This window comes from Pseudomonas sp. SWRI81 (assembly GCF_014268545.1).
GTDB classification, from domain to species: Bacteria; Pseudomonadota; Gammaproteobacteria; order Pseudomonadales; family Pseudomonadaceae; genus Aquipseudomonas; species Aquipseudomonas hamedanensis.
Genome location: NZ_JABWQS010000005.1, coordinates 69,531 through 88,625, shown reverse-complemented (window position 1 = coordinate 88,625; position 19,095 = coordinate 69,531). Strand labels below are relative to the sequence as shown.

Genomic DNA, 19,095 nt, shown 5'->3' with positions numbered 1-19,095 from the left:
CGGTTGGCACATCGCGGGCAAGCTTCGCTCCAAAAGGCGTTGCTTGCCCGCTTTGCATTCAGCCCTGACTGAACTGCGAAGCCAGTTCCCGCAACAGCACTTCAGCCTCAAGCACTTTGCTGACGACGTCGTTGGCCTTGTCGCGGCTCAGGCCGACGCGTTCGAGTAGGGCATCGGGAATATCTTCATCCGGCCCGGAGCCGATGCCGCGGCTGCGCAGCAGGCGCACGGCCAGGCAGACGAGGTTCGGGTATTCGGCGTAGGCGCCGTCGTAGCTTGGGTCGTGCTGGAAGCGCAGGGCGGTGGCCAGCTCATCCGGCATGTCCCAGTAGCGCATCAGCCACGAGCCGATCTGTTCGCGGCTGATACCCAGCAGGTGTTGCTCGATGTAGCTGTGGCACAGGTGCGGGTTGACCTCCAGATGGCGGCAGATCAGCGAGAAGTGCGGCGGGAACACGTGGGCCAGCAGCAGATAGCCGAAGTTGTGCAGCAGGCCGGCCAGATACGTCAGGCCGGCTTCCGGGCGCTGGGTGCGCGGCATGGCGCGGGTCAGGCCTTCGATGACGGCGGCGGTGTAGATCGATTGCTGCCAGTACGGCGTCGTGTGCTGCGGGTGGTCTTTCGGCAGGCTCAGGGTCTTGCCGAGAGCCAGGCCCAGCGCCAGGTTGATCACCAGATCAAACCCCAGCACGCGAACGATCGCGTCTTCCACCGAGCGAATCTTGCCCGGCGAAGCGTAGTACGGCGATGCGGCCCAGCTCACCACTTGTGCGGCCAGCGCCGGGTCGGTTTCGACCACGCCGGTGATGTCGTCGATGGTGGCGTTGGGGTCGACGCGCAGCTTGATGATTTTTTGTGCGGTTTCAGCCAGCGGCGGAATTTCGATGGTCGCTTCCAGACGCTGCTGGATGCGCCGCGCGGTGAACGCCTGCACGGCCTGGGTGATTTCCTCGCGGTCATCGTCCGGGCGGTCGAGGTTGGGGCGAATGCTGCTCAGGGCTTCGCCGAAGTTGGCGGCGCTGGCCTTGGTCAGCATGGTCTTGAAGTCTTCGCTGCTGATTTCCAGCAACAGGCCCGGCTCGCCGGAGTTGATCAGCAACTTCGGCTCGCGCAGCAGGCTTTCTTCATAGAGGCACGGCGAGCTGGTCAGCGCGGGGAGGCCCGGCAGCAGGCTCAGGTTGTGTTTGCCGAGCATCTTTTCCAGGCGCTCGGTGGACACTGCAGTGAGACGACGGCCAGTCAGCTCGGCGAGGCGATTGAGATCAAGCAACTGGCTTTGCGGAAACAGCACCATCAGCGCGCCCACGGCATCGTCCAGCAACACCGCTTGCACCTTGCGCGAGGCGTTGAGGCCGTGGTGCTCCAGCACTTCTTCGTAGGCGATACCCAGCTTGCCGAGCAACAGCCGAATAACAGACGGCGCGTGCGGGGATTCGGGGGCGAGAGCTGCGTCAGTCATGGTCTGTATCCGTTTTTGAAACAATGGCAGGAGTATAACCAGCTTGCTCGGAAGGTTCTGTCAGAAACTGCGACCGTGCTCACACTTGGCCATATTGCTGCCCATGCCGCAGCCAGCGGTCGAGCAACGGGCTGACGTGGGTCGGCCAGCGCTCCAGCAATGCTTGCGCGGCGTCACGCACGGCGGGCAGTAAATCGGCATCGCGCATCAGGTCGGCGACCTTGAATTGCAACAGGCCGGTCTGGCGGGTGCCGAGCATTTCGCCGGGGCCGCGCAGCTCCAGGTCCTTTTCGGCGATGACGAAACCATCGTTGGTTTCGCGCATGATGCCCAGGCGCTGGCGACCGATCTGCGACAGCGGCGGATGGTAGAGCAGCACGCAGTGGCTGGCGGCGCTACCCCGGCCGACGCGGCCGCGCAATTGGTGCAGCTGCGCGAGGCCGAGGCGTTCGGGGTTTTCGATGATCATCAGGCTGGCGTTGGGCACGTCGACGCCGACTTCGATCACCGTGGTCGCGACCAGCAGTTGCAGGTTGCCGGCCTTGAATTCGGCCATGACGGCGGCTTTCTCGACCGGTTTCATGCGCCCGTGGATCAGCCCGACTTTCAATTCGCCAAGGGCGGCGGTGAGGTCTTCAAACGTGGTTTCGGCGGCCTGACAGGTCAGCTCTTCGGATTCTTCAATCAGCGTGCACACCCAATACGCTTGTCGGCCCTCGGCACAGGCGCTGCGCACTCGCTCGATGACTTCGACGCGGCGGGTGTCGGTGACCAGCACGGTGTTGACCGGCGTTCGACCGGGCGGCAGTTCGTCAAGGATCGAGGTGTCGAGATCGGCGTAGGCACTCATCGCCAACGTCCGCGGAATTGGTGTGGCGGTCATGATCAGTTGATGCGGGCACATGCGCCCGCCAACGCCTTTCTGCCGCAGCGCCAGACGCTGCTGCACGCCGAAACGGTGCTGTTCATCGATGATCACCAGTGCGAGATTCTTGAACTGCACTTCGTCCTGAAACAGCGCGTGTGTACCGACCACCATCGGTGTGCCGCTGGCGATCTGTTCCAGCGCGGCGACGCGGTTCTTGCCCTTGAGCTTGCCGGCCAGCCACGCGACTTCAATGCCCAGCGGTTCGAGCCAGCGCTTGAAGGTGATGAAGTGCTGTTCGGCCAGAATCTCGGTCGGTGCCATGAGCGCGACCTGATAACCGGCCTCCAGCGCTTGCAACGCGGCGAGCGCGGCGACCACGGTTTTACCTGCGCCGACGTCACCCTGAATCAACCGCAGCATCGGTTCGTGCTGGCTGAGGTCATAGGCGATTTCGTTGCCGACCCGTTGCTGCGCGCCGGTCGGGCTGAAGCCGAGGTTCTTCAGGTATTTCGGTGGCAGCTTGGTAGCTTTCGGCATCGCCGGCGCGCGTAGCGAACGCAGGCTTTCACGCAGACGCTGTTGCGATAGCTGATGGGTGAGCAATTCTTCGAAGGCCAGACGATGCTGCGCCCAGTGATGGCCGAGGGCGAGCTCATCGACATCAGCATCGGCGGGCGGGTTGTGCAGGTAGCGGATCGCGTCGGCCAGCGGCGCCAGTTGATAGTCGCGCGCAAGTTCGGCCGGCAGCCAGTCGGGCAGGGTGCTCGGCTTGAGCAGGGTCAGCGTCTGCATGCACAGCTGACGCAGACGCTGCTGGGTCAGGCCTTCGGTGAGCGGGTAGACCGGGGTCAGGGTTTCGTCTACCGGCGGTGGTTCGTCGCCGGTGATCGCGCGGTATTCCGGGTGGTAGATTTCCAGACCTGAGGCGCCGGGCCGGGCTTCGCCGTAGCAGCGCACCCGCGTGCCGCGTTTGAGGCCTTCTTTCTGCGCGTTGCTGAAATGGTAGAAGCGCAGACTGAGGCCGCCGGTGCCGTCTTGCAGACGCACAACGAGGCTGCGGCGGCGGCCCATGACCACGTCGGCGCCGCTGACGGTGCCTTCGACCACGGCGTCCTGCCCCGGCCGCAGCGCGCCGATCGGCACCACACGGGTGCGATCCTGATAACGCAGCGGCAGGTGAAACAGCACGTCCTGCAAATTCTCCAGGCCGACCTTGGCCAGTTTTTCGGCCATGGCCTCGCCGACACCCTTGAGTGCCGTCACCGACACTTGCGACAGCTCCGTCATGACCGTGGCTTAACCGGCTTTAACCGGCGCGGCGGGTTTGGCCACCGAGCACAGGCGAATGGAGTCGGCGAGAATTTCGATGGCTTTGGGCCGCGGGAAGCTCGCACGCCAGGCAATCGCCACAGTGCGGAACGGTACCGGGGCTGACAGTGGACGCACTTCGATCACGCCCGGGGCGTAGTGATGGCTGTCCACTGCCGACAGCGGCAGGATCGAGATGCCCAGACCGGACGCGACCATGTGGCGAATGGTTTCCAGCGAGCTGGATTCGACCGTGGTGTGTTTGGCGCCGTCGTTGCCCTTGGTCAGAGTCGGGCAGGCCTCGAGCACTTGGTCGCGGAAGCAGTGGCCTTCGCCGAGCAGCAGCAGGCTCTTGTCGTTGAGCAGGCCGGCGTCGATGGTTTCTTTCTGCGTCCACGGGTGCTGGGCCGGCATCAAGACGTAGAACGGCTCGTCGTAGAGCTGCAGCGTCAGCACGTCGGCTTCGTTGAACGGCAGGGCGATGATGATCGCGTCGAGCTCGCCGTTGCGCAGTTTGTCGCGCAGCACGTGGGTGAAGTTTTCTTCGATGTACAACGGCATCTGCGGGGCGACCCGGTGCAGTTGTGGAATCAGGTGCGGGAACAGGTACGGGCCGACCGTGTAGATGGCGCCAACCTTCAGCGGTGCGGTCAGCTGGTTTTTGCCAGCCTGGGCCAGTTCGCGGATGCCCTGGGCTTGTTCGAGGACCTTCTGCGCCTGAGCGACGATGCCTTCGCCGACCGGGGTCAGGCGCACGGCGCTTTTGCTGCGCTCGAAAATCAGCACACCGAGTTCGTCTTCAAGTTTCTTCACGCCCACCGACAGCGTCGGCTGACTGACGTGGCAACGCTCGGCCGCGTGGCCGAAATGCTGCTCTTGGGCGAGGGTAACGATGTAGCGTAATTCTGTGAGGGTCATAGCAAGCGTCCATGAAGATGCGCGCCAAGCATACCGGCTGCAATCGATAGACGCACGTTATCAGACTGAGGGCTGAGTGCGACACCTGCCTAGGTGGGTTTGCCGCTGGCAGATACGCAAAAGGCACCTTTCGGTGCCTTTATTATCCTATCTCCCGGCTGCAGAGATCCCTTGTAGGAGTGAGCCTGCTCGCGATTGCGGTGTATCAGGCAGAAAATCATCGTCTGACATACCGCTATCGCGAGCAGGCTCACTCCTACAGGGTATTGCGGTGTTGCTTAGCGGCGGCGTTCGAGCGAATAAACAAACGGCGCAACAATTTCGATCGAGCCGTTGTTCAGCATGTCAGCCGGTGGCTTGGGCAGCGGTTGGGCGCGGCGGATCATTTCCAGGGTCGCCCGGTCCAGATCGGCGTTGCCGGAGCGCCCTACCAGTTCGAACGACAGCACGTTACCTTCGGCATCGACCACGAAGCGCAGACGGTTCAAGCCTTCCTTGCCCCGTGCCTGAGCGCTGGCCGGGTATTTCTTGTACTTGGCCAAATGCGCGAGCAGGGTGCCTTGCCAACTGGCCTTGGCCGCCAATTGTGCTGGCGACGGACCCGGCGCAGGCTGGGCGGATTTCTCCGTGGGTGCCTGGGTCGGCTGGGTGTCGGCCGGTTTCTCTTCGGAAGGCTTCTCCTTCGGCGGCTCGGGCTGCTTCTTCTCCACTGGCTTCGGCGGTTTGGGCTTGGGCTTCGGCTTGGGTTTCGGTACCGCGATTTCCGCTTTTGGTGCTTCGGCCAGTTTCGGAATCGGCAATTCTTCAACCGGAGCCGGTGGCTGCGGCGGTGTGACGACTTTCGGCGGAGCCGGCGGTGGCGGGGCAGGCACCGGAGCCAGCTCGACCATCATTGCCTGTGGGGGCAACTCGATGGGCGGGCGGCTGGTCCAGTTCAGCGCCAGCGCGATGGCCAGCGCATGAACGCCCAGCACCACGGCCAGGCTACCGCTGTAACGCGTCAGCTTATGGCGCGTCGTGATCATTTCTTGGCTGCCGTCTCAAGTCCGACCAGACCGACCTTCAAGTAACCGGCCGAGCGCAATTTGTCCATCACACTCATCAGATCACCATAATCCACGCCTTTGTCGGCCTGGAAGAAGATGGTGGTGTCTTTCTTGCCCTGGGTTTTGGCGTCGAGCACTGCACCAAGGGTTTCGGCTTTCACTTCGTCGTCACCGATGTACAAACGCTGATCAGCCTTGACGCTGAGGAACACCGGTTTTTCTGGCCGCGGCGCCGGTTTGGCGGTCGAGGCCGGCAGGTCGACCTTGATGTCCACAGTGGCCAACGGTGCGGCCACCATGAAGATGATCAACAGCACCAGCATCACGTCGATGAACGGCGTGACGTTGATTTCGTGGTTCTCGGCCAGATCGTCGTCTGCGCCTTCTTTCAAATGCAGGCCCATGGCCGATTACCCCACTTTAACCATGTGCGGCTGCGAGCTGCGCTCAGGCTGGTGGTCGAGGTCGCGGCTGACCAGCAGCAGGACTTCTGCCGAGGCATCGGAGACCTGCGCCTTGTAACCGGCGATGGAGCGGGCAAAGACGTTGTAGATGACCACGGCAGGGATTGCTGCAACCAGACCCAGGGCAGTGGCCAGCAACGCCTCAGCGATACCCGGCGCTACGACGGCAAGGTTGGTGGTCTGGGTTTTGGCAATGCCGATGAAGGAGTTCATGATGCCCCATACGGTACCGAACAGACCGACGAACGGCGCGGTGGAACCGATGGTAGCGAGGACGCCGGTGCCGCTGCTCATGTTGCGACCGCAGGCAGCGACGAGGCGCTCGAGGCGGAAGCTGACGCGTTCCTTGATGCCTTCCTTTTCGCGGCTGTTGACCGACAGGCGCATTTCTTCGAGCGCGTCGTGCACCAGCAGGTTGGCCAGAGTGCCTTCCTTGCCCGCGGTGGCGCTGGCTTCTTTGAGGGTGGTGGCTTTTTTCAGTGCGGCAATCTCGCCACGCAGACGGCGCTTGGCACCCATCAGCTCGAAGCCTTTGGCGATCCAGATAGTCCAGGTGATGATCGAGGCGATGGCCAGGCCAATCATCACGATTTTCACGATGATATCGGCGTTCTGGTACATGCCCCATGGCGACAGGTCGTGGGCCATACCCAAGGTGTTGTCGGCTTCAAGGACTTCAGGTGCGTCTGCCGCATCGACAGCCTGCACCGGATCGGTGGCCGCCGGTGCAGCAGCCGGTGCGCTCTGTTCGGCGGCGGCTGGCGTCGCGGGTGCCTGGGCGTCGGCGAAAGCGGCGGTCGGTGCCAGCATCAGGCTGAGCAACAATGCCGCGACAGCGCTCCAGGCGCGAGGTCGAGTGGTTGGCGAAGCGGGAGTTTGATTACGTGTCATGCTGGCCGGACCTGAGATTGAAAAACGTTATTGCTCTTCCAGGCCTCGTGAGGCCGAGAACAAAAGTGGCATGCATTATTGCAAGTAATTCTTGTTAACAAAAGTAATAGAGTAACTTTTTTTCCTTGATGGCTAGCCGTTCGTCCTGCGCCAGCGCTAGTCTGTGCCTTTCTGATGGGAGTTTTTTGATGTCCGCGCCTTCTGTTTTGATTGCCGGTTGTGGTGATGTCGGCAGTCGTCTGGCCACGCAATTGCTGGCAGCCGGTTGGGACGTTTACGGCCTGCGCCGGGACGTTTCCAGGCTGCCGGAGGGTGTGATCGGCGTTGCCGGCGACCTGTTCAACGAGGAATGCCCGGCGACCTGGCCGGTAGGCGCCGTTGATCATGTGGTTTATTGCGCTGCGGCGACCGATCACGACGAAGAGGGCTACCGCAAGGCCTACGTTCAAGGCTTGCAGAATGTGCTGAGTTGGTTGGGCGACTATGGGCAAGTGCCTGAGCGACTGGTCTTCGTCTCCAGCAGCAGTGTGTACGGCCAGCAGGACGGCGCGTGGGTCGATGAGACCTCCGAGACCGTCGCGGCCGGTTATTCGGGGCGTTTGATGCTCGAGGCCGAGCAGGTCGCGCTCAACAGCGGCATCCCGGCGAGCGTGTTGCGTCTGACCGGTATCTACGGCCCGGGCCGCGAATGGCTGCTGACCCAAGTGCGTCGCGGTTATCGCGTGGCGGTCGAGCCGCCGCTGTATGGCAATCGGATTCATGCCGATGACGCGGCGGGGTTGCTGGCGTTTCTGCTGGAGAAAGATCGGCAGGGTGTGGCGCTTGATCAATTCTACATCGGTGTCGACGATGCGCCGGCGCCGTTGGCTGAGGTGGTGGGCTGGTTGCGCGAGTATCTGGGCGTGACTGAATGGGCCGACGACGCCAGCGTACGGCGCACCGGCAGCAAGCGCTGCAGCAATGCGCGGGCGAAAGCATTGGGGTGGGTGCCGAAGTATCCGAGTTACCGGGAAGGTTACGCAGCGATTCTTGAAGGTCGCTGCTGACTTTCTGGCCTCGCAAAACCCCTGTAGGAGTGAGCCTGCTCGCGATAGCGGTGTATCAGACACATCGATATTGACTGATACACCGCTATCGCGAGCAGGCTCACTCCTACAGGGGGATTTCTGCGAATTCAGAGACGGTTACTGCTTCTCCAGCAACCACTTGCGCTCACCCGCCGCAAACTGCGGCTGCTCATCCGCCAGCGCGGTATTGACTGCTTGCAGGATTTCCAGCTCCTTGCCCTTGCGCACAAAGATCCAGTTATTGCCCTGACCATTGAGCTGCAACCACATGCTGTCGTTGCCATTGCTCATCGACGCGCAGTCACCGGCCAGGCACAAGGCATACCGATCCGCGCCCGGCAGGCCGGTCACTTGCCCGTCGGCCTGGAACTGTACGGTGCCGCCTTCGCCCTGACCGCTGGCGATGGTCCAGTTGCCGCCCAGATACGCCGAGTAGAGCGCTCGTTCGAAACTGGCACCGATCGGCGCGCCTTCAGGTACCGGGATCTGTGCGCGGTCGAACAGCTGTTCCGGTTCGTTGTCGCTGGCGGCTTGCTGCAGGTGGTTGCCGTCGCGTTTCAATTCGCTGGCAGAGCTGCCGTAAAAATCGACTTTCCAGGCACCGGACTGTTCGCCCAGCAGCCGTCCTTCGACGTTTTCAAAACCGTTGGTGTAGCGGGCCTGACCGGCCTTGGTGTTGACGTCCCACTCCAGGTTCGGGCCATAGGCCTGCAGCGCTTCGCGCAGGGGGCCGCCCTTGGCAGCGGCATCGATCGCCACCTGGTTGATCCATGTGCCGCTGATGTCACGGTCGGCAGGGTCGCTGGCGCAGCCGCCAAGGAAGAGGGCGAGCAGCGAGAGAGCTAGCGCTTTGCGCATGGTGGAATCCTTTCAAAACCTTTTCTTGCAGCAGTCGGCGCGACGGTTGAAGGCCGCGCCGTGCGCATCACTCGATGACCAGAATGGCATCCATTTCAACCTGCGCACCCTTCGGCAGGGCAGCCACGCCAATGGCGGCGCGAGCAGGGTAGGGCTGGTCGAAGTACTTGCCCATGATCTCGTTGACCTTGGCAAAGTGGCTCAGATCGGTGAGGAAGATGTTCAGTTTGACGATGTCCTTGAACGAACCGCCAGCGGCTTCGGCCACGGCCTTGAGGTTCTCGAACACCTGGACAGTCTGGGCTTCGAAGCCTTCAACCAGTTCCATGGTCTTTGGGTCCAGAGGAATCTGCCCCGACATGTACACGGTGTTGCCTGCCTTGATCGCCTGGGAGTAAGTGCCGATGGCGGCCGGGGCCTTGTCGCTGGTGATAACAGTCTTGGTCATGTAGGACTCCTTGTTAGGTTTGAGTTATGCACGCATGCGAGTGATGCGGATCACTCCTGTCAGGGCGCGCAACTTCTTGATCACGCGAGCCAGGTGCACACGGTCGTGGACGCTGACCACCAACTGCACGACGCTGATGCGGCCATCGCGTTCGTCCATGCTGATTTTCTCGATATTGCCGTCGGCGGCGTTGACGCTGCTGGCCAGCAGGGCGATCAGGCCGCGCTGGTGCTCCAGTTCGACGCGCAGTTCGACGTTGAATTCGCCGGTGACATCCTTGGCCCACGAGAGCTGGATGCATTTTTCCGGGTTGTGCCGGATTTCACTGATGTTGCGGCAGTTGTCCAGGTGCACGACCATGCCTTTGCCCGCCGACAGGTGACCGACAATCGGGTCGCCCGGGATCGGCGTACAGCATTTGGCGTAACTGAGCACCAGACCTTCAGTGCCGCGAATGGCCAGCGGGCCTTCCGGACTTGGCAGTTGCTCGCCTTCGCCGAGCAGGCGCCGGGCGACCACGTAGGCCATGCGATTGCCCAGGCCAATGTCTTCGAGCAAGTCTTCGATCAGTTCGAGGCGGTATTCGGTGAGCATCGCTTTGACGCGTTCGGCCGGGATCTGCTCCAGCGCACTATCGAAACCGTTGAGGACCTTGTTCAGCAGGCGTTCGCCGAGGCTGATGGACTCCGAGCGGCGCTGTAGTTTCAGTGCGTGGCGAATGTGCGTACGCGCCTTGCCGGTGACCACGAAGTTGAGCCATGCCGGGTTCGGCCGTGCGCCCGGGGCGCTGACGATCTCCACCGTTGAGCCGCTTTGCAGCGGTTCGGACAGCGGTGCGAGGCGGCGATTGATCCGGCAGGCAATGCAGCTGTTGCCGACGTCGGTGTGCACCGCATAGGCAAAATCGACCGCCGTGGAGCCTTTCGGTAGCTCCATGATCCGGCCTTTGGGCGTGAACACATAGACCTCGTCCGGGAACAGGTCGATCTTCACGCTCTCGATGAATTCCAGCGAATTGCCGGCACGTTGCTGCATTTCCAGCACGCCTTTGACCCATTGCCGGGCGCGGGCGTGAGTGCCTTTGGGCTGCTCGTCGCCGCTGGATTTGTACAGCCAATGGGCGGCGATGCCGTTGTTGGCCATTTCTTCCATTTCACGGGTGCGGATCTGGATCTCGATCGGTACACCGTGCATGCCGAACAGCGTGGTGTGCAGCGACTGATAGCCGTTGGCCTTGGGAATCGCGATGTAATCCTTGAAGCGCCCCGGCAACGGTTTGTACAAATTATGTACAGCACCCAGAACGCGGTAGCAGGTGTCGACCTTGTCGACGATGATCCGGAACGCGTAGACGTCCATGATTTCGTTGAAGGCCCGACGCTTGCCGCGCATTTTCTTGTAGATGCCGTAGAGGTGTTTCTGCCGACCGCTGACTTCGCCCTGGATGCCGTCGATGGCGAGGCAATGGCCGAGGGATTCTTCGATCTTGTTGACGATTTCCTTGCGGTTGCCCCGGGCGCGCTTGACCGCCTGGTAAATCCGCGCAGAACGCATCGGGTGCATGGCCTTGAAGCCGAGGTCTTCGAACTCGATGCGGATCGCGTGCATGCCCAAGCGGTTGGCAATGGGCGCGTAGATTTCGAGGGTTTCCTTGGCGATGCGCCGGCGTTTTTCGCCGGACAGCACTTCCAGCGTGCGCATGTTGTGCAGGCGGTCGGCGAGCTTGACCAGGATCACGCGAATGTCGCGCGCCATGGCCATGGCCATTTTCTGGAAGTTTTCCGCCTGGGCTTCGGCCTTGGTCTCGAAGTTCATTTGAGTCAGTTTGCTGACCCCATCGACCAGTTCGGCCACGGTTTCACCGAACTGCGCTTGCAGCGCTTCCTTGGCAATACCGGTGTCTTCAATCACGTCATGCAGCATTGCGGCCATCAGGCTTTGATGGTCCATGTGCATGTCGGCAAGAATATTCGCCACGGCAAGAGGATGCGTGACGTACGCCTCACCGCTGCGACGGCGTTGACCGTCATGGGCTTGTTCGGCGTAGAAGTACGCTCGGCGGACCAGGTTGACCTGGTCGTTGCCGAGGTAGGTCGATAAGCGATCGGCGAGGGCGTCTATGCTCGGCATGATGATTCCTGCCGAAAGCTTTGACCCCGTGCCGTGCTACGTCGACCAGGCATAGGCTTAGACGGCCTCGTTCGACTCGTCCTCGAACGCTGCGAACAGCGGTTCATCCTGGACGATTTCCTGCTCGGCGATGAACTCGTAGCTCATCAGGCCTTCAGCAATTTCACGCAGCGCGACAACGGTCGGCTTGTCGTTTTCCCACTGGACCAATGGCTCTTTGCCGCCGGTGGCCAGTTGACGGGCACGCTTGGTAGAGAGCATGACCAGCTCAAAGCGGTTTTCCACGTGTTCTAGGCAGTCTTCAACGGTTACGCGGGCCATGGTATTCCTCGGAGCGAATGCAATATGCGCGCTGCCCGGTTGGGCGAGCGGACTGAGCAGTTTAAAAAATCACCAGCGATTAGGGAAGCGCTGATTTTTTGACCAAGCCCTTCAACGCGCTGCAAGCACCAATGTAAAGCGCTTGCGGGCATTTTGGGAAGTGCTGTTTTAACCGAGCAATTCGGCCAGCAATTTGCCGAAACGTACCTGCTGGCGTTTCTGTTGCAGCTGATTGGCGCGGAAAATCGCCTTCAGGTCGTCGAGCGCGTGGGCGAAATCGTCGTTGATGATCAGGTAGTCGTAATCGACATAATGACTCATCTCGCTGACGGCTTCGCGCATCCGGCCGTCGATGATCTCGTCGCTGTCCTGGCCGCGGTTGGTCAGGCGCTGGTGCAGGGCTTGAAGCGACGGCGGCAGGATAAAGATCGAGCGCGCCTGCGGCATCAGCTTGCGCACTTGCTCGGCGCCTTGCCAGTCGATTTCCAGAATCAGGTCGTGGCCTTCGTCCAGCGTCTGTTGCAGGCGGCTCTGCGAGGTGCCGTAGAAGTTGCCGAAGACTTCGGCGCGCTCAAGGAAATCACCGTGCTCGCCCATTTTCACGAACTCTTCGCGGGTCACGAAGTGGTAGTTCACGCCGTCCACTTCGCCCGGACGCATGGCGCGGGTGGTGTGCGAGACCGAAACGCGGATCTCTGGATTGGCGTCGGTCAACGCTTTGACCAGACTGCTTTTGCCCGCGCCCGATGGCGCGGAAATGATGTACAGGGTGCCGGTGTGGTGGTTCATGTCAGGGTGCCTTACTCAATATTCTGCACTTGTTCGCGCATCTGCTCGATCAACACTTTGAGGTTGACGGCGGCTTGGGTGCTGCGCGGGTCGAAGGCCTTGGAGCCCAGGGTGTTGGCTTCGCGATTGAGCTCCTGCATCAGGAAGTCCAGGCGTCGCCCGGCCGCACCGCCGGATTTGAGCACCCGGCGAACTTCGATGATGTGGGTGCTCAGGCGATCCAGTTCTTCGGCCACGTCGCTCTTTTGCGCGAGCATGACCATTTCCTGTTCCAGGCGCTGCGGATCGAGCTCGGCCTTCATGTCGGCGAAGCGGTCGAGGACTTTCTGGCGCTGAGTGGCAAGCATCTGCGGCACCAGTTCGCGCAGCGTCACGACGTCCGCTTCGATGGAGGTCAGGCGCTCATTGATCAGCCGTGCCAGCTCCGAGCCTTCGCGCTCGCGGCCGGCCTTCAACTCACTGAGGCCTTGATTGAACAGGGCCAGCGCGTCGGCGTTCAATGCCTGCGGGTCAGTCGCATCGCCCACCAGCACGCCGGGCCAGGCCAGCACTTCCAGCGGATTCAGTGCGGCGGGATTGCTGATCAGCCCGGCGACGGTTTCCGCGGCGTCGACCAGTTGCGCGGCGCGCTCGCGATCGACTTGCAGGGTTTTGCCGGTGCTTTCTTCGGTGAAGCGCAGCGTGCACTCCAGTTTGCCCCGCGACAGCCCCTGGCGCAGCGCTTCACGCACCGAGCCTTCCAGGTCGCGAAACGACTCCGGCAAGCGCAGGTGCGGTTCCAGATAGCGGCTGTTGACCGAGCGCAGTTCCCAGCTCAGGGTGCCCTGAGCGCCGGCTTTCTCGACGCGGGCGAAGGCGGTCATGCTGTGCACCATGGCGGTGACCTCGCAATGCAGATCGGCGCAGCAGGGTGTTCCGCAGGCGCGATTTCAGTGAATTTAAGCCGACTGGCAGCAAAGGCGCAGGATTGTAGCGCAGTGCGGCGAATGCGCCCAAACACACGGTGTGACAAAGCGCTGCAGCCCGTCGGTTATGCGCGACTCAGGGCCTTCGGCCGTCGGCCAGCGTTTTTAACAAGTGCCCAGGCGCGGTGCAGCGCTCTATAATGCTTGGCAGTTTTCCGTCCTCAGTACAGGTGTCCCTATGAAACGTCCAAGTGGTCGCGTTGCCGATCAGCTCCGCTCGATCCGCATCACCCGCAACTACACCAAACACGCCGAGGGATCCGTACTGGTCGAATTCGGTGATACCAAAGTCATCTGCACCGTCAGCGTCGAAAACGGTGTGCCGCGCTTCCTCAAAGGCCAGGGCCAAGGCTGGTTGACTGCCGAGTACGGCATGCTGCCGCGCGCCACTGGCGAACGTAACCAGCGCGAAGCGAGCCGTGGCAAGCAGGGCGGCCGCACGCTGGAAATCCAGCGCCTGATCGGCCGTTCGCTGCGAGCGGCGCTGGACATGTCGAAGCTCGGCGACGTGACCCTGTACGTCGATTGCGACGTGATCCAGGCGGATGGCGGCACCCGCACCGCGTCCATCACCGGTGCCATGGTTGCGCTGGTTGATGCCTTGAAAGTGATCAAGAAGCGCGGCGGCCTTAAAGGCGGCGACCCGCTCAAGCAAATGATTGGCGCGGTATCGGTCGGCATGTACCAGGGCGAAGCCGTACTGGATCTGGATTACCTGGAAGACTCCGCTGCCGAGACCGATCTCAACGTGGTGATGACCAGCACTGGTGGTTTCATCGAAGTACAGGGCACCGCTGAAGGTGCGCCGTTCCAGCCGGAAGACTTGAACGCGATGCTGGAGCTGGCGAAAAAAGGCATGAACGAGATCTTTGAACTGCAAAAGGCGGCGCTGGCTGACTGAGCAGTTTTCACGTCTACAAGGAGAGTGCGATGAGTGATGAGCAAGAGTTACTGCCCAAGCCGAGCCAAGAGGTTCGCCAGTGGGCGATGTTTTGTCACTTGTCCGCCTTGCTGGGGATCTGGATTCCGTTCGGCAATCTGATCGGACCATTGATTCTGTGGCAGATGAAGCGCGAGAAAGATCCGTTCATCGATGCGCAGGGCAAAGAAGCGCTGAATTTTCAGATCACTGTCGCGATTGCTTCGATGATCTGCTTCCTGCTCATGCTTTTGATCATTGGTTTCTTCCTGTTTGGTTTGCTCGCGATTGCTGCTTTGGTTCTGACGATTATTGCAGGTGTCAAAGCCAACGAAGGTTTTCCTTACCGATATCCGTTCACTTGGCGATTGATCAAGTAACGGTCCGCTGATTTGTAATATTAAAAATGCCCCTGACTTGTCGGGGCATTTTTGTTTGTGCAACTGAATAATTGTTTTTTTGTTGTAGGAATAATCTCTTGGCGATGTGCGGTTTGCTAATTATTAATCCATGTTTCGCCATTACACCTTTGGTCACAACTGAACGAGCAAGTGCTTATACCTGTCCTTGTTATTAGCGCGAGAGGGTTGTTAAAGTTGTTCGTGCAATGTTTCGATTGAAACATTTCGATATGTTCAAGCCATCGACGGTTATTGAATTTCCCGGAAATCAGTGTTGAGACAATCAGCCAATTCACCAGTCGAGCTCAGGTAAACGCTCGCCTCGTGAATATTCAGCAAAGAATAATCCACATGATTCAGCTCGATTTTTACGGCACGCTCGTGGCCGCTTCTTTGGTATTACTGCTCGGGCGCGGACTTGTTTCGCGTGTTGGCTTTTTGCGAAGTTACAATATTCCTGAACCGGTAGCGGGCGGCCTGGTGGTTGCCTTGCTCCTGTTGATATTGCGCACCTTTGATATTGAGGTGCGCTTCGATACGTCCTTGCAAACACCGTTGATGTTGGCTTTCTTCGCCACGATTGGATTGAGTGCGGACCTTGCCAGTCTGAAAAAGGGTGGCCGCATTGTTGGGGTCTTCCTGCTGGCGGTCATTGGATTGCTGGTGGTGCAGAACGCCATGGGAATCGGCTTGGCAACCCTGCTCGGGCTCGATCCGTTGATGGGCTTGCTGACTGGCTCGATCACGCTTGCCGGTGGCCACGGCACCGGCGCTGCATGGGGCACGGTATTCAGCGAGAAATATGGCTTGGCCTCGGCTTCGGAACTGGCGCTTGCCTCCGCGACGTTCGGTCTTGTCCTGGGTGGTCTCATCGGTGGGCCCGTTGCCCGGTTGCTGATCAAGCGCGTGCAAGTTCCGGGCGGCAGTCCGCAACAAGCACCGCGACTGCCAAAAGGTTTTGAGCAGCCGAACAAGGAACGCTCGATCACGCCATTTTCTTTTGTCGAGACGCTGGCGCTGATTGCCGTCAGCCTGCTCGCGGGCAACCTGTTGAATGGCTTGCTTCACGGTACTGTCTTCGAATTGCCGACCTTTGTCTGTGTTCTGTTTGTAGGCGTGGTGTTGCGTAACGGGCTATCAGCGCTTGGCTTGTATCAGGTATTCGAACGTGAAGTCTCTGTGCTGGGCAATGTCAGCCTCTCGCTGTTTCTGGCGATCGCTCTGATGTCGCTGAAGTTGTGGGATCTGGCGGCGCTGGCATTGCCGATCTTCATTATTCTGGCCGTGCAGGCGCTGGTCATGGCGCTGTTCGCGATTTTCGTAACGTTCCGGGTGATGGGCGGTAACTACGATGCCGCCGTGCTCGCTGCGGGGCATTGCGGCTTCGGTCTGGGTGCCACGCCGACGGCCATTGCCAACATGCAAGCAGTGACGCAGCGCTATGGGCCGTCGCAGATCGCGTTTCTGGTGGTGCCGATGGTGGGCGCCTTTTTCATCGACATCATCAACGTTATCGTGATCAAGCTTTATCTGACCTTGCCATTTTTTGCCTCCGTCTAGTACGAGGCGCATAAAAAAGCCCGCATCTTACGGTGCGGGCTTTTTTAATGGCTGCGATACGACTTAGATGGTCAGCGTCCAGTCGTAGTCGACGATCAGCGGCGCATGCTGCGAGAACCGAGGCTGACGCGGCAGGCGTGCGCTGCGCACACAGCGCCGCAGGCCAGGTGTCAGAATCTGGTAGTCAAAGCGCCAGCCCAGATTGAGCATCTCGGCCTGTTCGTTGTCCGGCCACCAGCTGTACTGGTCGCCTTCACGGCTGACTTCGCGCAGGGCATCGACATAGCCCATGTTGCCGACAATCTCGTCCATCCAGGCGCGTTCCGGCGCCAGGAAGCCTGGAGATTGCTGGCTGTCGCGCCAGTTCTTGATGTCCAGCTTCTGCTGCGCCACATACAGCGAGCCACAATAAATGTACTCGCGACGTTTGCGTCGCTGCTTGTCCAGGTACTTGCCGAAATCGTCCATGAGCTTGAACTTCTGGTTCAAGTCCTCATCGCCGTTCATCCCCGAAGGAAGCAGCAAGGTGGCAATACTGACTTTGTCGAAATCTGCTTGCAGGTAGCGCCCGTAGCGGTCGGCCGTCTCGAAACCGAGACCGCTGATGACAGCCTTCGGTTGCAACCGCGAATACAAAGCCACGCCACCTTGGGCAGGGACTTCAGCATCGCAGGCATAAAGGAAGTAGCCATCCAGTTGGAAGGCTGGGTCATCCAGTTCAAAGGCGGAGGCACGGGTGTCCTGCAGGCAGATGACGTCGGCATTCTGTGCTTGCAGCCAACTGAGCAAACCACGCTCGACTGCAGCCTGAATACCATTGACGTTCACACTGATGATCCGCATAAATGGCCCCAAAAATCGCGTGCGTGTATGATACACGGCGTCAAGCTAATTAGCTAAATCCGTGGTATTTGGGGTTTTTTCATGCAAGCGTATCAGCGCGATTTCATTCGTTTTGCCATCGATCGCGGGGTTTTGCGCTTCGGTGAGTTCACCCTGAAGTCCGGACGCACCAGTCCCTACTTCTTCAACGCCGGCCTGTTCAACTCGGGTTCGGCCCTGGCGCAACTGGGGCGTTTCTACGCCGCTGCCATCGCCGAAAGCGGTATCCCTTTCGACGTTCTGTTTGGCCCGGCCTACAAAGGCATCCCGCTGGCAGCGACCACTGCCGTTGCGCTGGCCGAACATCATGGGCGTGACTTGCCATGGTGCTTCAACCGCAAAGAAGCCAAGGCCCACGGCGAAGGCGGCAGCCTGGTCGGCGCGCCGCTGACCGGTGACGTATTGATCATCGATGACGTGATCACCGCCGGTACCGCCATCCGTGAAGTGATGCAGATCATCGCTTCCCAGGACGGCGCGAAGGCCGCCGGCGTGCTGATCGCTCTGAACCGTCAGGAGCGTGGCAACGGCGAGCTGTCGGCGATCCAGGAAGTGGAGCGCGATTTTGGTATCCCGGTGATCAGCATTGTTTCGCTGAATCAAGTGCTGGAATTTCTCGCCGACGATCCGCAGCTCAAGCAGCACTTGCCGGCCGTGGAAGCGTACCGCGCCCAGTTCGGCGTCTGAACTGTGGTATGAGCTTGTGTGGCGAGGGAGCTTGCTCCCGCTTGAGTGCGCAGCGCTCACCCGCCTTCCGGGGCGCTACGCAGACCAGCGGGAGCAAGCTCCCTCGCCACAAAAGAGGGTATGTCACCAAAGTTGCAGGCAATAAAAAGACCCCGCTCAGTCAGACTGAGCGGGGTCTTTTTGTTGGCGCTGGCGCTTATGGACGCTTGCGATTGCTGATCAGCGTGCCCACACCGGTGTCGGTGAAGATTTCCAGCAGGATCGCATTCGGTACGCGACCGTCGATGATCAACGAACTGCCCACGCCGCCCTGGACCGCTTCCAGTGCGCAGCGGATCTTCGGCAGCATGCCGCCGTAGATCGTGCCGTCGGCGATCAGGTCGTCGACCTGCTGCGTGCTCAGGCCGGTCAACACGGTGCCCGATTTATCCATCAGGCCGGCGATGTTGGTCAGCAGCATCAGCTTCTCGGCTTTCAGGGCTTCGGCGACTTTACCGGCCACCAGGTCGGCGTTGATGTTGTACGACTCGCCGTTTTCACCCACGCCGATCGGCGCGATCACCGGGATGAAGTTGCCTTTGACCAGCAGGTTCAGCAGCTCGGTGTTGATCCCGACCACTTCGCCGACATGACCAATGTCGATGATTTCCGGCTGGGTCATCTCCGGGGTCTGGCGGGTAACGGTGAGCTTCTTGGCGCGAATCAGTCCGGCGTCTTTACCGGTCAGGCCGATGGCGCTGCCGCCGTGGCGGTTGATCAGGTTGACGATGCTTTTGTTGACCTGACCGCCCAACACCATTTCCACCACGTCCATGGTCGCCGCGTCGGTGACGCGCATGCCGTCGACAAAATGGCTCTCGATCGACAGGCGCTTGAGCAGATCACCGATCTGCGGACCACCGCCGTGCACGACCACAGGGTTGATGCCCACGGCTTTCATCAGCACGATGTCGCGGGCGAAGCCGGTTTTCAGCTCCTCGCTTTCCATCGCGTTGCCGCCGTATTTGATCACCAGAGTCTTGCCGACATAGCGTCGGATGTAAGGCAGCGCTTCGGACAGGACCTTGGCAGTGTTGGCGGCGGCTTCGCGTTCGAGGGTCATTCAGGGCTCCGG

The 19,095-nt window shown here is 60.5% G+C and carries 19 protein-coding genes; 5 read left to right on the top strand and 14 right to left on the bottom strand.

Annotated elements, in window-relative coordinates:
• Nucleotides 1-58 precede the first annotated feature (58 nt).
• The 6 genes from HU765_RS05110 to exbB all read right to left on the bottom strand — a co-directional run bounded on the left by HU765_RS05110 (nt 59) and on the right by exbB (nt 6,954).
• Nucleotides 59-1,459: an aminoacyl-tRNA deacylase and HDOD domain-containing protein gene (locus HU765_RS05110; protein WP_186619267.1), complete on the bottom strand. Its 1,401-nt coding sequence runs from the start codon at nt 1,457-1,459 to the stop codon at nt 59-61.
• Between the two features lie 79 nt (nt 1,460-1,538).
• On the bottom strand, nt 1,539-3,614 hold the full coding sequence (recG, locus tag HU765_RS05105; RefSeq protein WP_186619266.1) for an ATP-dependent DNA helicase RecG: 2,076 nt from the start codon (nt 3,612-3,614) through the stop codon (nt 1,539-1,541).
• A gap of 9 nt (nt 3,615-3,623) precedes the next feature.
• A complete protein-coding gene (locus HU765_RS05100; RefSeq protein ID WP_186546032.1) occupies nt 3,624-4,553 on the bottom strand; it encodes a hydrogen peroxide-inducible genes activator in 930 nt (309 codons plus the stop codon).
• Nucleotides 4,554-4,831: 278 nt separating this feature from the next.
• Entirely contained in the window at nt 4,832-5,578 is a 747-nt protein-coding gene (locus HU765_RS05095) for an energy transducer TonB (protein WP_186619265.1), read from the bottom strand.
• Complete coding sequence (gene exbD, locus HU765_RS05090) at nt 5,575-6,003, bottom strand: TonB system transport protein ExbD (RefSeq protein ID WP_007920333.1); 429 nt, start codon at nt 6,001-6,003, stop codon at nt 5,575-5,577. Before exbD ends, HU765_RS05095 begins: the two co-directional genes overlap by 4 nt.
• 6 nt (nt 6,004-6,009) lie before the next feature.
• The gene (gene exbB, locus HU765_RS05085) at nt 6,010-6,954 is read right to left on the bottom strand and encodes a tonB-system energizer ExbB (protein WP_186619264.1); all 945 of its coding nucleotides are present in this window, start codon (nt 6,952-6,954) and stop codon (nt 6,010-6,012) included.
• A gap of 188 nt (nt 6,955-7,142) precedes the next feature.
• On the opposite strand from exbB, the gene HU765_RS05080 reads away from it, so the two are divergent.
• A complete protein-coding gene (locus HU765_RS05080) occupies nt 7,143-8,000 on the top strand; it encodes an SDR family oxidoreductase (RefSeq protein ID WP_186619263.1) in 858 nt (285 codons plus the stop codon).
• 138 nt (nt 8,001-8,138) lie between these two features.
• On the opposite strand, the gene HU765_RS05075 is transcribed toward HU765_RS05080, so the two are convergent.
• The 6 genes from HU765_RS05075 to HU765_RS05050 form a co-directional block, all read right to left on the bottom strand.
• Entirely contained in the window at nt 8,139-8,879 is a 741-nt protein-coding gene (locus HU765_RS05075; RefSeq protein WP_186546024.1) for a hypothetical protein, read from the bottom strand.
• A gap of 67 nt (nt 8,880-8,946) precedes the next feature.
• Nucleotides 8,947-9,327, bottom strand: a complete 381-nt coding sequence (locus HU765_RS05070) for a RidA family protein (protein WP_014340863.1) — start codon at nt 9,325-9,327, stop codon at nt 8,947-8,949.
• A 24-nt stretch (nt 9,328-9,351) separates the two neighbouring features.
• Nucleotides 9,352-11,457, bottom strand: a complete 2,106-nt coding sequence (spoT, locus tag HU765_RS05065; protein ID WP_007954439.1) for a bifunctional GTP diphosphokinase/guanosine-3',5'-bis pyrophosphate 3'-pyrophosphohydrolase — start codon at nt 11,455-11,457, stop codon at nt 9,352-9,354.
• Between the two features lie 57 nt (nt 11,458-11,514).
• Nucleotides 11,515-11,778 (bottom strand): DNA-directed RNA polymerase subunit omega, encoded by a 264-nt coding sequence (gene rpoZ, locus HU765_RS05060; RefSeq protein WP_008030604.1) that lies wholly within the window; start codon nt 11,776-11,778, stop codon nt 11,515-11,517.
• 168 nt (nt 11,779-11,946) lie between these two features.
• Complete coding sequence (gmk, locus tag HU765_RS05055; RefSeq protein WP_186619262.1) at nt 11,947-12,567, bottom strand: guanylate kinase; 621 nt, start codon at nt 12,565-12,567, stop codon at nt 11,947-11,949.
• 11 nt (nt 12,568-12,578) lie between these two features.
• Nucleotides 12,579-13,442: a YicC/YloC family endoribonuclease gene (locus HU765_RS05050; RefSeq protein ID WP_186546019.1), complete on the bottom strand. Its 864-nt coding sequence runs from the start codon at nt 13,440-13,442 to the stop codon at nt 12,579-12,581.
• Between the two features lie 268 nt (nt 13,443-13,710).
• Here HU765_RS05050 and rph point away from each other — a divergent pair, with 268 nt between their 5' ends.
• From rph to gltS, 3 genes are all read left to right on the top strand, one after another.
• Nucleotides 13,711-14,433, top strand: a complete 723-nt coding sequence (gene rph / locus HU765_RS05045) for a ribonuclease PH (RefSeq protein ID WP_122594509.1) — start codon at nt 13,711-13,713, stop codon at nt 14,431-14,433.
• A gap of 29 nt (nt 14,434-14,462) precedes the next feature.
• Nucleotides 14,463-14,831 (top strand): DUF4870 domain-containing protein, encoded by a 369-nt coding sequence (locus HU765_RS05040; RefSeq protein ID WP_016772541.1) that lies wholly within the window; start codon nt 14,463-14,465, stop codon nt 14,829-14,831.
• A gap of 372 nt (nt 14,832-15,203) precedes the next feature.
• On the top strand, nt 15,204-16,412 hold the full coding sequence (gene gltS, locus HU765_RS05035) for a sodium/glutamate symporter (RefSeq protein ID WP_186619261.1): 1,209 nt from the start codon (nt 15,204-15,206) through the stop codon (nt 16,410-16,412).
• A 63-nt stretch (nt 16,413-16,475) separates the two neighbouring features.
• On the opposite strand, the gene HU765_RS05030 is transcribed toward gltS, so the two are convergent.
• Nucleotides 16,476-17,255, bottom strand: coding sequence for an exodeoxyribonuclease III (locus HU765_RS05030; protein ID WP_186619260.1), 780 nt, complete (start codon nt 17,253-17,255; stop codon nt 16,476-16,478).
• Nucleotides 17,256-17,336: 81 nt separating this feature from the next.
• On the opposite strand from HU765_RS05030, the gene pyrE reads away from it, so the two are divergent.
• Nucleotides 17,337-17,981 (top strand): orotate phosphoribosyltransferase, encoded by a 645-nt coding sequence (gene pyrE, locus HU765_RS05025; RefSeq protein WP_186619259.1) that lies wholly within the window; start codon nt 17,337-17,339, stop codon nt 17,979-17,981.
• A gap of 196 nt (nt 17,982-18,177) precedes the next feature.
• On the opposite strand, the gene argB is transcribed toward pyrE, so the two are convergent.
• A complete protein-coding gene (gene argB / locus HU765_RS05020; RefSeq protein WP_150593448.1) occupies nt 18,178-19,083 on the bottom strand; it encodes an acetylglutamate kinase in 906 nt (301 codons plus the stop codon).
• Nucleotides 19,084-19,095: the final 12 nt, after the last annotated feature.

What these genes read in the sequence shown, in the direction of transcription:
- exbB (WP_186619264.1), bottom strand. Translation starts at nt 6,954, where the DNA reads ATGACACGTAATCAAACTCCCGCTTCGCCAACCACTCGACCTCGCGCC.
- HU765_RS05110 (WP_186619267.1), bottom strand. Translation starts at nt 1,459, where the DNA reads ATGACTGACGCAGCTCTCGCCCCCGAATCCCCGCACGCGCCGTCTGTT.
- exbD (WP_007920333.1), bottom strand. Translation starts at nt 6,003, where the DNA reads ATGGGCCTGCATTTGAAAGAAGGCGCAGACGACGATCTGGCCGAGAAC.
- HU765_RS05080 (WP_186619263.1), top strand. Translation starts at nt 7,143, where the DNA reads ATGTCCGCGCCTTCTGTTTTGATTGCCGGTTGTGGTGATGTCGGCAGT.
- gmk (WP_186619262.1), bottom strand. Translation starts at nt 12,567, where the DNA reads ATGAACCACCACACCGGCACCCTGTACATCATTTCCGCGCCATCGGGC.
- HU765_RS05070 (WP_014340863.1), bottom strand. Translation starts at nt 9,327, where the DNA reads ATGACCAAGACTGTTATCACCAGCGACAAGGCCCCGGCCGCCATCGGC.
- HU765_RS05050 (WP_186546019.1), bottom strand. Translation starts at nt 13,442, where the DNA reads ATGGTGCACAGCATGACCGCCTTCGCCCGCGTCGAGAAAGCCGGCGCT.
- rpoZ (WP_008030604.1), bottom strand. Translation starts at nt 11,778, where the DNA reads ATGGCCCGCGTAACCGTTGAAGACTGCCTAGAACACGTGGAAAACCGC.
- HU765_RS05100 (WP_186546032.1), bottom strand. Translation starts at nt 4,553, where the DNA reads ATGACCCTCACAGAATTACGCTACATCGTTACCCTCGCCCAAGAGCAG.
- gltS (WP_186619261.1), top strand. Translation starts at nt 15,204, where the DNA reads ATGATTCAGCTCGATTTTTACGGCACGCTCGTGGCCGCTTCTTTGGTA.
- pyrE (WP_186619259.1), top strand. Translation starts at nt 17,337, where the DNA reads ATGCAAGCGTATCAGCGCGATTTCATTCGTTTTGCCATCGATCGCGGG.
- argB (WP_150593448.1), bottom strand. Translation starts at nt 19,083, where the DNA reads ATGACCCTCGAACGCGAAGCCGCCGCCAACACTGCCAAGGTCCTGTCC.
- HU765_RS05040 (WP_016772541.1), top strand. Translation starts at nt 14,463, where the DNA reads ATGAGTGATGAGCAAGAGTTACTGCCCAAGCCGAGCCAAGAGGTTCGC.
- HU765_RS05095 (WP_186619265.1), bottom strand. Translation starts at nt 5,578, where the DNA reads ATGATCACGACGCGCCATAAGCTGACGCGTTACAGCGGTAGCCTGGCC.
- HU765_RS05075 (WP_186546024.1), bottom strand. Translation starts at nt 8,879, where the DNA reads ATGCGCAAAGCGCTAGCTCTCTCGCTGCTCGCCCTCTTCCTTGGCGGC.
- HU765_RS05030 (WP_186619260.1), bottom strand. Translation starts at nt 17,255, where the DNA reads ATGCGGATCATCAGTGTGAACGTCAATGGTATTCAGGCTGCAGTCGAG.
- rph (WP_122594509.1), top strand. Translation starts at nt 13,711, where the DNA reads ATGAAACGTCCAAGTGGTCGCGTTGCCGATCAGCTCCGCTCGATCCGC.
- recG (WP_186619266.1), bottom strand. Translation starts at nt 3,614, where the DNA reads ATGACGGAGCTGTCGCAAGTGTCGGTGACGGCACTCAAGGGTGTCGGC.
- spoT (WP_007954439.1), bottom strand. Translation starts at nt 11,457, where the DNA reads ATGCCGAGCATAGACGCCCTCGCCGATCGCTTATCGACCTACCTCGGC.